Source organism: Pseudomonas sp. (genome assembly GCF_026224925.1).
Classification (GTDB): domain Bacteria; phylum Pseudomonadota; class Gammaproteobacteria; order Pseudomonadales; family Pseudomonadaceae; genus Aquipseudomonas.
In genome coordinates this window covers 1-8,414 of sequence record NZ_JAMFRV010000129.1, presented here as the reverse complement: position 1 = coordinate 8,414, position 8,414 = coordinate 1, and the positions used below count along the sequence as shown (strand labels likewise).

9 protein-coding genes and 1 pseudogene are annotated in these 8,414 nt (G+C 55.5%); 3 read left to right on the top strand and 7 right to left on the bottom strand.

Going from position 1 to position 8,414, the window contains the following annotated elements:
* The coding region (locus M0974_RS05725; protein ID WP_297833875.1) for an ATPase domain-containing protein at positions 1 to 340 on the bottom strand (340 nt) is incomplete at its 3' end.
* Between the two features lie 298 nt (positions 341 to 638).
* Here M0974_RS05725 and M0974_RS05720 point away from each other — a divergent pair.
* Positions 639 to 1,451 carry a crotonase/enoyl-CoA hydratase family protein gene (locus M0974_RS05720; RefSeq protein WP_297833873.1) on the top strand — a complete coding sequence of 271 codons (813 nt, stop codon included), beginning with the start codon at positions 639 to 641 and terminating at the stop codon, positions 1,449 to 1,451.
* 63 nt (positions 1,452 to 1,514) lie between these two features.
* Positions 1,515 to 2,342: an NAD(+) diphosphatase gene (nudC, locus tag M0974_RS05715; protein WP_297833869.1), complete on the top strand. Its 828-nt coding sequence runs from the start codon at positions 1,515 to 1,517 to the stop codon at positions 2,340 to 2,342.
* Here nudC and M0974_RS05710 read toward each other — a convergent pair.
* From M0974_RS05710 to M0974_RS05685, 6 genes are all read right to left on the bottom strand, one after another.
* Complete coding sequence (locus tag M0974_RS05710) at positions 2,316 to 3,089, bottom strand: TSUP family transporter (protein WP_297833866.1); 774 nt, start codon at positions 3,087 to 3,089, stop codon at positions 2,316 to 2,318. The genes nudC and M0974_RS05710 overlap by 27 nt on opposite strands.
* A gap of 333 nt (positions 3,090 to 3,422) precedes the next feature.
* On the bottom strand, positions 3,423 to 4,568 hold the full coding sequence (locus M0974_RS05705; protein WP_297833863.1) for a Gfo/Idh/MocA family oxidoreductase: 1,146 nt from the start codon (positions 4,566 to 4,568) through the stop codon (positions 3,423 to 3,425).
* A 124-nt stretch (positions 4,569 to 4,692) separates the two neighbouring features.
* Positions 4,693 to 5,460 (bottom strand): SDR family oxidoreductase, encoded by a 768-nt coding sequence (locus tag M0974_RS05700; RefSeq protein ID WP_297833861.1) that lies wholly within the window; start codon positions 5,458 to 5,460, stop codon positions 4,693 to 4,695.
* A gap of 24 nt (positions 5,461 to 5,484) precedes the next feature.
* A complete protein-coding gene (locus tag M0974_RS05695) occupies positions 5,485 to 6,552 on the bottom strand; it encodes a phosphotransferase family protein (protein WP_297833858.1) in 1,068 nt (355 codons plus the stop codon).
* Between the two features lie 196 nt (positions 6,553 to 6,748).
* Entirely contained in the window at positions 6,749 to 7,063 is a 315-nt protein-coding gene (locus M0974_RS05690) for an SCP2 sterol-binding domain-containing protein (RefSeq protein WP_297833855.1), read from the bottom strand.
* A 108-nt stretch (positions 7,064 to 7,171) separates the two neighbouring features.
* Positions 7,172 to 7,882, bottom strand: coding sequence for a histidine phosphatase family protein (locus M0974_RS05685; protein WP_297833852.1), 711 nt, complete (start codon positions 7,880 to 7,882; stop codon positions 7,172 to 7,174).
* A 226-nt stretch (positions 7,883 to 8,108) separates the two neighbouring features.
* Here M0974_RS05685 and M0974_RS05680 point away from each other — a divergent pair.
* Positions 8,109 to 8,414, top strand: a pseudogene (locus M0974_RS05680) (protease SohB); the annotation flags it as partial.

The following is an 8,414-nucleotide window of genomic DNA, read 5'->3' as shown; positions in this document are numbered from 1 at the left end:
TCGCTTCACCGAGTTCCAGATCAGACGAATACAACAGGCTTTGCTGATGTTCGGCATTGAGTAAGCTTTCGGGGGGCGTCAGCTCGTAAATTTCAATGGAGTCATCCAACTCCCACCCATGGGAGCACGCGCCTTCGCGCAACTCTCGCTCGGTTTCCGAGAGAGTGATGTACAACGAACGCTCGCCGATGCTAGCCCCCGCTAACAGAAACTGTAAGGCCACGGTGGTCTTGCCCGTTCCCGGCTGGCCTTCAAGAAGGAATATGTGGCTGCGAGCAAGACCTCCCGAGAGGATGTCATCCAGACCGGTAATACCGGTCGCTGCTTTTAGTGTGATCAAAAATCGCCCTCTTGCGACCTGGAAATAGGATTTAATCAGCGGCTTCTGAAGCTGCTGGAGTTGTCTAGTACCGCCTGAAAATCGAATTTGGCGGTTCTATAACGGCCTTATTTCTCTTGACCTCAGTAACTCGCCTCCGTTCAGACTTTTATGGTGGGTTTTACAGTGAGTTCATTCAAATGAGTGCGTTTGGAATCCCGGAAATTGGCGTAAACATAGCCTTACGCCGTTCGGGGCCAGCTTGTTATAGTTTGGCCGGGGTTAAACCCGCTCATTTTTGCTCTCCAGGAGGACTGCCGTGTCCGATTACCAAGCGTTCCACGTCGAGCTGACCGATAACATTGCCCACGTGCAAATCAATCGGCCGGAAAAGGTCAACGCCATGAACGCTGCGTTCTGGACTGAGATCATCGATATTTTTCAATGGATCGATGACACCGAAGAGGTGCGCGTGGTGGTTCTCAGTGGTGCCGGTAAGCATTTTTCCTCCGGCATTGATCTGATGATGCTGGCCTCGTTGGCCTCAGAGTTAGGCAAAGACGTGGGCCGCAATGCACGGATGCTGCGGCGCAAAATTTTGCAGATGCAGGCGTCTTTTAATGCGGTCGACAACTGCCGCAAACCAGTGCTGGCGGCGATTCAGGGTTACTGCCTGGGCGGGGCGATCGATTTGATCTCGGCCTGCGACATGCGCTATGCCGCCGACGATGCTCAGTTCGCTATCAAAGAAATCGACATGGGCATGGCCGCGGATGTCGGCACCTTGCAGCGACTACCGCGGATCATTGGTGATGGTATGTTGCGCGAATTGGCCTACACCGGGCGTACTATTGGCGCAGAAGAAGCGTGCCGCATCGGCTTGGTCAATCGTCGGTTCGCTGACACCCCAAGCCTGTTGCAAGGTGTGTTGGAGATTGCGCAGGAAATTGCCGCTAAATCACCGATCGCCATTGCCGGCACCAAGGAGATGATTAGTTACATGCGTGATCACCGAATCGACGATGGCCTTGAATACGTCGCGACGTGGAACGCCGCCATGCTGCAATCTGCTGACTTGCGGCTGGCCGTGGCTGCACACATGAGTAAACAGAAAGCGGTGTTCGACCATTAGCCTTTCATAAGAAGTAGCCTTGGATAATTGGCCTTTGATAATAAAAAGCGCCCGGAGATTTTCATGACACGTTGGACAACTGCCGTCCTTGATACCCAACTCAGTGGCGGTTGGGCTGTGGTTCATAGCCCGGAAGGGTTCCTGCGCGATGACAACGGCGCGATGTTCCCTCGGGAATGGCTCAAGCGTCAGGACTTGTCGGTACTGAGTGAACACGGTATTGGCCATTTTGATGGCGAGCCGGTGTACCTGTTGGTGCTCAAGCAACCTGCAGATGTCGAAGGTTGCACCTGGCAAGGGCTGCGTCAGTTCATGCTGGAAGGCGACTTCGACGTCTACAAGAAACTGGGTTACGCGGCGCAGATCAGCACGTGGGCGCGGGAACACCGTTTTTGCGGCAGTTGTGGTTTACCGATGCAGCAAGTGCAGGGCGAGCGCGCAATGTACTGCGAGCACTGTAATTTACGCCATTACCCGCGTATTTCGCCGAGCATGATCGTGCTGGTCACCCGGGGTGACGAGATCCTGCTGGCACGCTCGCCGCGCTTCGTTACCGGGGTTTACAGCACCTTGGCGGGCTTTGCCGAGCCGGGTGAGTCGGTCGAAGATTGTGTGCGCCGCGAAGTCATGGAAGAGGTGCAACTGAAGGTCAAAAACATTCAGTACATGGGCAGTCAATGCTGGCCTTTCCCGCATTCAATGATGCTGGGCTTCCATGCCGAATACGAAAGCGGCGACATCGTCCCGCAGGCCGATGAAATCGAAGATGCGGCCTGGTTTCATGTCAACGACTTACCTCCGTTGCCAGCCAACCGCTCAATCGCTCGTTACCTGATAGATAGCTATCTGGCCGAACGTCTTGGGTTAACTAAACCAGTGCTGCCAGGCTAGACGCACGGTCAGGCCGAGCACTACTACGATGAACACCGGGCGGATAAACTTTGCACCGCCCTGAATCGCCGTACGGGCACCAAAGAAGGCTCCGACCATCAATGAGGAGCCCATGCACAGGCCGATCAGCCAATCCACCTGCCCGGAAAATATGAACACTGACAGCGCTGCGGCGTTGCTGACGAAGTTCATGGTCCGCGCCACGCCGCTGGCTTTCACCAGGTCCAGCGGGTAGATGAGCAATGAGCTGACCGTCCAAAAAGCGCCGGTGCCAGGTCCGGCAACCCCATCGTAAAATCCGAGGCCCAAGCCTTGCGGTAGCTGCCATTTCTTTTTGATGGGGGCGTTGCTGTCCAGTGGCGCCTTGGGCACACCGCCGAACAAAAGATAGAGGCCGCAGCCGAACACCACCACCGGTAGCATCTGGTTGATCCATTCGGCAGGCAGGTAATGCGCGACCACTGCCCCGATGAGGGCGCCGACTGCCGTACCCAGCAATGCGTGAACCCATTGTTTAGGATCGAATAGCTTGCGTCGGAAGAAGGTATAACTGGCCATTGCTGAGCCAAACGTGGAGCTGAGTTTGTTGGTGCCCAGCACAAGATGCGGGGGCAAGCCTGCGGTCATCAACGCCGGAGTAGTCAGCAGGCCGCCGCCACCGGCAATGGCATCAATGAAGCCCGCAATAAAAGCGACGACGGTAAGAACAACAAGGGTGGTCAGATCAACACTGAGTTCGAGCGGCATGGGGGAGTTTTCAACTTATACGGCAGTTGGGCAGAAGGCTGCGCCAGAAGCCGGATATTTTACCCATAACCGAGAGCGCCAGACATCCTCAACGTACGGTTTCAGGCAAGCCGCGTCGCCCCATTCGCAGGCAAGCTTGACTCCCCACAGGGCGAATTGCCCCAAATCTGGCGGCATGCCGAGATTCGGTGGGACCGAACTTGTTCGGGAAGAAGACGACGCGGTTTATCAGACATACCGCGGCGCTACCTTCGCGAACAAGTTCGCACCACCAGGATCTGTGGATTGCTTTCAAACATAGAATCTCCCACAGGAAAACCAGCGGTATCGGATTTACACTTCTTCAATCCGCACCCATCGCAGTTCTCGCGCCGCCACTCGGATGGCTGTTGCCAGACGCTCCACTTGCCAGGCTTCTTCGAAGTCCGGACCTTCTTTGCCTTGGTTGCAAACGGCTTGGATCAAGGCATGCACTTCAAGGGTTTTCAGTTCGTTGTAACCCAGTTGGTGCCCAGGTGCCGGGCTGAACGCGGCGTAGCCGGGCAACGAGGGGCCGGCTAGAACCCGCTGAAAACCGGCCTGGCCCGCACGACACACCTGCAGCTCGTTGAGCCGTTCTTGATCGAATGCGATCGTGCCACGGGTTCCACTGATTTCAAACGCCAGGTGATTTTTGTAGCCGTGTTTGAGCCAACTGCTGCTGAAAGTTCCGCGTGCGCCATTGGCGAAGCGCAGCAAGGCGTGGGTTTGGTCATCTACCGCAATACTACGTGTTTCGTTGCTGCCGGCAGCGGCGGGGCGTTGAGCGTGTACGGTGTTGGAGTCTGCGCACACGGCTTCGACATCGCCCAACAGATGACGAGCTAGCGCCAATAAGTGACTGCCCAGGTCGGCCAATGCGCCACCCGCGTGAGTTTCTTCACAGCGCCACGACCACGGTGTAGCGGCATCGCCCATGAAATCTTCGCTGAACTCACCGTGAAAACTGACGATGTCGCCCAGCTCTCCGTTATCAATCATCTGCCGGGCCAAGCCGATAATGGGGTTGTGCTGATAGTTGTAACCCACTCGGGTGATCACGCCTGCCTCTTTAGCGGCGTTACGCATCTCGTCCGCCTGGGCGAGGCTGACAGCTAATGGCTTTTCGCAGTACACAATTTTGCCGGCTTCCACCGCCGCCATGGCCATGGGGTAGTGCAGATGATTCGGTGTGGTGATCGCAACAATATCCACTTCGGGATCGCAGATCAGCTGTTGCCAGTCACTGTGCGCATGGTCGAAACCCCAATCACTGGCGCACCGTGCGGCGCGGGTGGCATCGGCATCGGCCAAGGCGGCGAGGTGCACCTGGACCGGCAGTGAAAACGCGGCGCTGACGTTGCGAAAGGCCATGGCATGGGCGCGCCCCATGAACCCTGTGCCAATCAGGCCGATACCCAGTTGAGGTAACCCGGCAGGGATTTGAGAAAACTGACGCATGACGGTGTCCTTTGGAGTTATTGTTCGGAAAATATATTCTTTAAAAATTATAAATGGAATATATATTCGTTACTTGAGCCGTAAAAAAACAGCCCGCAGGCTGTTTATCAGTGAGGCCGATGACTCAGGACAGGAAGCCACCGTCGACGTTGAGCGCAACACCGGTAGTGTAACTGGACGCATCACTGGCCAAGTACAGCACTGCTCCCGCCATTTCGCTGGGGGCTGCCACACGTTTAAGGGGGATTTGCGCCAACGCCATATTAAGGATGGCGTCGTTTTTCACCAATGCCGAGGCGAACTTGGTGTCAGTCAGACCGGGTAGAAGCGCATTGCATCGAATACCGAAGGCGGCGCATTCCTTGGCGAAGACCTTGGTCATGTTAATCACTGCGGCCTTGGTCACTGAATAGATGCCCTGGAACACACCGGGTGAAATGCCGTTGATCGATGCGACGTTGATGATGCTGCCGCCACCGTGTTCACGCATCAGCTTGCCGGCTTCCACCGACATGAAGAAGTAGCCGCGAATATTCACGTCCACAGTTTTCTGGAACGCACTGAGGTCGGTGTCCAGCACGTTACAAAATTGTGGATTGGTCGCTGCGTTGTTAACCAGAATGTCCAATCGCCCGAACTGCTCGCGGATGTGCGCAAACGTGCTCTGGATCTGCTCCATTTCGCCGATATGGCAGGCAATCGCCGTCGCTTTGCCGCCATCGGCAATGATCGCGTCTGCTACGTGCTGGCAGCCGTCGATTTTACGGCTGGAGACAATCACGTGAGCGCCTTGCTGGGCCAGTAGCTTGGCAATGGCTTCACCAATGCCACGGCTGGCGCCGGATACGAAAGCGATCTTGCCGTCGAGGTCGAACAGTTGGGTCTTGGACATGTTTTCTTCCTTATATCGTCGCAATCAAAGGCTGGATTTATCGATCACTTGTAGGCTCATGTGCTCCAGCAGCGTGTTCATATGAATGAACTGCGCGAAGCGTTTGTCTTGGGTCTGGCCGTGAAAAAAGCGGTAGTAAATTTGCTGGACGATGCCTGCCAGGCGGAACAGGCCGTAGGTGTAATAGAAATCGAAGTTGTCGATCTGGATGCCTGAGCGCTCAGCGTAATAGTCGACAAACTCGCGTCGGGTGAGCATGCCCGGCGCATGGCTTGGTTGACGACGCATCAACTGCACGGGAGCGGGGTCGCCCGCTTCGATCCAGTAGGCGAGGGTGTTGCCCAGATCCAACAACGGGTCGCCAATGGTCGTCAACTCCCAATCCAGCACGCCGATGATTTGCATCGGGTTGGCGGGGTCGAGGATCACGTTGTCGAAGCGGTAGTCGTTGTGCACGATGCTGGAAACCGGGTGGTTAGCCGGCATCTTTTCGTTGAGCCAGGCCCTGACGCTGTCCCAGCTTGGGGCATCCGGAGTGCGTGCTTTTTCGTAACGATCACTCCATCCGCTGATCTGACGTTCGACATAACCCTCGGGTTTGCCAAGGTCGGCCAGCCCACAAGCGACGTAATCGACCCGGTGCAGTTCCACCAGTTTGTCGATGAAGTTCTTGCACAGCGCCGTGGTCTGTTGGGTATCGAAATTCAGTTCTGCTGGCAGTTCCGAGCGCAGGATGATCCCGTTGACCCGCTCCATGACATAGAACTCGGAACCGATCAGCGTATCGTCGATGCAATGCACGTAGGCCTTGGGGCAATACGGAAAGCCATCGCTGAGCTGATTCAGAATCCGGTATTCGCGACCCATGTCGTGGGCGGATTTGGCTTTGCTGCCGAAGGGCGGACGACGCAGCACGAACTCCTGTTTCGGGTAGCGAATCAGGTACGTCAGGTTTGAGGCGCCGCCGGGGAACTGGCTGATCTCTGGCACACCACTCAAACCGGGAATATGGGTTTTGAGGTAAGGATCAATGAGGCTGGCGTCGAGTTCTTCGCCAGCGCGAATCTGTGTGGACTGATCAGTAAGCGCCATGCGTATCCCTTCTGCTTATTATTAGGGCCAGACATTATTGACTAATCTAATGCGGCGACCGATCGCTCACAAGGCAAAAGCCGCCTTATAGACCAGCGTGTTGCTGCCAAATCATTGGCTTTGATTGCCCGCCAAACACGTCTGCCAGACGAAAAAAAACCGAAGCCCGGAAGCTTCGGCTTTACACCGCTAATGCTTACGAAGGAAACAGTTCGCTGAGCTTCATCGCCAACATCATGTCGCCTTCCGCGCGCAATTTGCCGCCCATGAACGCTTGCATGCCATCGGTTTCGCCGCTGACGATGCCGTCCAGGGTTTCGCCGTCCATAACCAGAGTCACTTGTGCATCAGGGTTTACGCCCTCTTGCAGCTCGCAGGTACTGTTTTTGACGATCAGCGAAAAATTTTTGTCTTCATCGATACGGAAACCAAAAACCAGGTCCAGGCCCGCAGCGGCACTTGGGTTGAACTTGGCTTTCATTGCTTGAACGGCATCGGCTACGGAGGTCATGGTGTTAATCCTTTTTTGGGGCTGGTGGGGCATGTGGTTAGGTTCCCGGCGAACGTTAGCGTCGCGATGGGGCCAGGTTCAACGTTAAGTAGCTGAGCCATAAACAGTTCAGCGATAAGTAATGAGCGCCGGATCCTTCATCAGTTGCAAGTGCGCGTGACTGTTGAAAGAGGCCAGGGCCACCTCGCGATCCCGAAACTTGAGATGGTTTAGCGAGGTATTAACAATTTGCCAGTTGAGTTCGAACGCCTGACGCGCGGGCATTTGGGTAATCAAATGGAGTAGGGCGGTGATGGTGCCGCCGGACGTAAAGATAGCGATGCGGTCTTTGCTGCCTGCGCTGTCCAGCACTCGGTGCAGGCCGGACTGAACCTGCTCGGCAAACCCCAACCAGCTTTGTAGGCCCGGTTTGTCGTAGTTGCCGCTCAGCCAGCGATCAATGATCAAGGCGAACAGACGCTGAAACTCTGCGCGATGTTGTGCGGCATTTCGCAGCACATGCAAGGCTTCTGGTTCGTCAGGCAGCATGGCCGGTAGCAGCGCACGGATCACTGCGTCGGCATCGAACTCGTTGAAGGCTGAATCAATTTCAAGGGTAGGCACGGTATGCCCGACCGCATTCAATTGCGCCATCGCGGTTTGTGCGGTGTCCTGTTGGCGCCGCAGGTCACCTGACACGCAACGATCAAAGCGCACGTCCAGTTGAACCAGGTGCGCGCCGAGTATTTCTGCTTGGCGAAAGCCCATCGGTGAAAGAACGTCGTAATCGTCCGCACCAAAGGAGGCTTGGCCATGTCGAATCAAATAGATGCTGCCCACGTCCGCTTCATCCCGGTGCGCTGGAGGTCTGGCGAGGTTAGGAGGATGCTCAAAGGCTGTCAATAAAAAAACATACGCTTGTTTGAATGAGATTCATGGGCCGACTGTTACTTGCTCGCAGGCTGGCTGTCTGCAAGGCACGTCGGTATGCTTGGGTCAATCGTAGCTTTTTGGTAGTTTTTTGTAGCCCCTTGATGAAGGGGCGCACTGTTTTTGAGGAGTAACTGTGGATTTTCTAGTTGAATACGCGAGCTTTTTAGCCAAGACGGTGACCTTGGTCGTCGCCATTCTGATCGTGTTGGCGGCATTCGCTTCAGTGCGCAGCAAAGGCCGCCGTAAATCTATGGGGCAGTTGCAGGTCAGTAAACTCAACGACTTTTATAAAGCGCTGCGTGACCGGCTTGAGCAGTCGATGCTGGATAAAGACCGGCTAAAGGTATTGCGCAAAGAGCAGGCCAAGGCCCTTAAGAAGCAGAAGAAGCTCGCCGAGCCAAAGCCTCGGGTGTACGTGCTGGACTTCGACGGTGACATC